This window comes from Flavobacterium sp., from assembly GCF_044368995.1.
Classification (GTDB): Bacteria; Bacteroidota; Bacteroidia; order Flavobacteriales; family Flavobacteriaceae; genus Flavobacterium.
This window is the reverse complement of record NZ_JBIPMS010000179.1, coordinates 1-2,664: the sequence shown is the minus strand read 5'-3', so window position 1 is coordinate 2,664 and position 2,664 is coordinate 1. Positions and strand designations below refer to the sequence as shown.

3 protein-coding genes are annotated in these 2,664 nt (G+C 35.7%); all 3 read left to right on the top strand.

Annotation, left to right across the window (positions count from 1 at the left end; translation table 11 throughout):
• A partial coding sequence (gene atpD, locus ACIQ2I_RS09295) for a F0F1 ATP synthase subunit beta (RefSeq protein ID WP_396182106.1) occupies positions 1 to 1,366 on the top strand: 1,366 nt, incomplete at its 5' end.
• Positions 1,367 to 1,459: 93 nt separating this feature from the next.
• Positions 1,460 to 1,741 carry a F0F1 ATP synthase subunit epsilon gene (locus ACIQ2I_RS09290; protein WP_396182105.1) on the top strand — a complete coding sequence of 94 codons (282 nt, stop codon included), beginning with the start codon at positions 1,460 to 1,462 and terminating at the stop codon, positions 1,739 to 1,741.
• A 68-nt stretch (positions 1,742 to 1,809) separates the two neighbouring features.
• Positions 1,810 to 2,664: aminotransferase class I/II-fold pyridoxal phosphate-dependent enzyme (locus tag ACIQ2I_RS09285; RefSeq protein WP_396182104.1), on the top strand; the 855-nt coding region annotated here is incomplete at its 3' end.

The window sequence follows — 2,664 nt, the reverse complement described above, 5'->3', positions numbered from 1 at the left end:
ATCTCACATTGGAGAAAATACGGTACGTACTATTTCAATGGACTCTTCTGATGGTTTATCAAGAGGTACTGAAGTGGTTGGAACAGGAAATCCAATTAAAATGCCAATTGGACCAGACGTTTATGGTCGTTTATTCAACGTTATTGGTGACGCTATCGATGGTTTAGGTGAATTACCTAAAGACGGAGATAACGGAATGTCTATTCACCGTGCTGCACCAAGATTTGAAGATTTAGCTACTTCTTCTGAAGTTTTATTTACAGGTATTAAAGTAATCGACTTAATTGAGCCTTATGCAAAAGGAGGTAAAATTGGTTTATTCGGTGGTGCTGGAGTTGGTAAAACAGTATTAATTCAGGAGTTAATTAATAATATTGCAAAAGGTCACGGTGGACTTTCAGTATTCGCAGGAGTAGGTGAAAGAACACGTGAAGGAAATGACTTACTTCGTGAGATGTTAGAGTCAGGAATTATAAAATATGGTGATGAATTTATGCACTCTATGGAAAATGGAGGATGGGATTTATCTAAAGTTGATATGCCAGGAATGAGAGAGTCTAAAGCTACTTTCGTTTTCGGACAAATGAATGAGCCACCTGGTGCTCGTGCTCGTGTAGCATTATCAGGATTATCTATTGCGGAATATTTCCGTGATGGAGCTGGAACTGGACAAGGTAAAGACGTACTTTTCTTCGTAGATAACATTTTCCGTTTTACACAAGCGGGTTCTGAAGTATCTGCACTTTTAGGACGTATGCCTTCTGCAGTAGGTTACCAACCCACTTTGGCAACAGAGATGGGAGTTATGCAAGAGCGTATTACTTCAACAAAAACAGGATCAATTACATCTGTACAAGCGGTTTACGTACCTGCGGATGATTTAACTGACCCGGCACCAGCAACAACGTTTGCTCACTTAGATGCTACAACAGTATTGTCTCGTAAAATTGCTGAGTTAGGTATTTATCCAGCGGTAGATCCATTAGATTCTACTTCTCGTATCTTAACACCAGATGTTTTAGGTGATGAGCACTACGATTGTGCACAAAGAGTAAAAGAAATTTTACAACGTTACAAACAATTACAAGATATTATTGCGATTTTAGGTATGGAAGAATTATCTGAAGAAGATAAATTAGTCGTATCTCGTGCTCGTAAAGTACAACGTTTCTTATCTCAACCTTTCCACGTAGCAGAACAGTTTACAGGAATTCCAGGTGTTTTAGTAGATATTAAAGATACTATCAAAGGATTTAATATGATCATGGATGGCGAATTAGACCGTATTCCAGAATCAGCATTTAACCTTAAAGGAAGTATCCAAGAAGCTATCGAAGCTGGAGAAAAATTATTAGCAGAAGCCTAAATCAAGCGGAGCTTGATAAACTCCAAAAAATAAAATCACAAATCCCAATTTTGGAATTTGGAATTTTAAAATTTGGAATTTTAAACTTAAATTATGATTTTAGAAATAGTATCACCAGAAGCCACTTTATTTTCAGGAGAAGTAACATCGGTTTCTGTTCCAGGAATTAATGGCGAGTTTCAAATGTTAAACAATCACGCAGCTGTAGTTTCCATTTTACAAAAAGGAAATGTAAAAATCAGTGCAGCTAGTTTTAATATTGATAAAACCAATGAATCAAAATTTACTAAAGTAAATGAGCAAACGTATTGGTTAGCGATTCAATCTGGTACTATAGAGATGAATAACAATAAAGTAATTGTTTTAGCAGACTAATTCAGTGCTTTTTTAAAATAACAATCCCGATAAGCATTTTCTTATCGGGATTTTTTTATTTTTACACTATGAAAATTCCAAAAGCACTTCAGCAAAAAATACTTTTTCGTAAAGACTCCAATGCGTTACGCAATTTGCCATTACCTACAAGTGGAATCGATTTTTCATCCAACGATTATTTAGGATTTGCCAAAAACGAACAAATATTTGAAACTACACACCAATATTTAGTTGAGAATAACATCAAAATAAACGGCGCAACAGGTTCCAGATTAATTTCAGGAAACCATAATTTATATGAAATTACTGAAAAATATATCGCGGCTTTTCATCAAGCTGAAGCGGCTTTAATTTTTAATTCGGGTTACGATGCTAATGTTGGGTTTTTTAGCGCTGTGCCGCAAAGAAATGATGTCATTTTATATGATGAGTTGTGTCATGCTTCCATTCGTGATGGCATACAAATGTGTCACGCCAAATCGTATAAATTTCAACATAATGATTACGAAGATTTAGAAACTAAAATTGCCAAACTCCAGACCCCAAATTCCGAACAACAGACAATTTACATCGTTACAGAATCCGTTTTTTCTATGGATGGCGACACGCCAAATATGGAATCATTAGTACAACTTTTAGAAAAATTTAAAGCACTTTTGGTGGTTGATGAGGCACACGCATTAGGAGTTTTTGGAGAAAAAGGCGAAGGCGTAATACAATCGCAACAACTTCAAGATAAAGTATTTGCCCGAATTATGACATTCGGTAAAGGCCTAGGATGTCACGGCGCAGCTATTTTAGGAAATACTGATTTAATAGAATATTTAGTCAATTTTGCCAGAAGTTTTATATATACAACCGGACTTTCGCCTCATTCGGTAGCAACAATTTTAGTAGCGTATCAAAATTTAAATCAGTCGGTT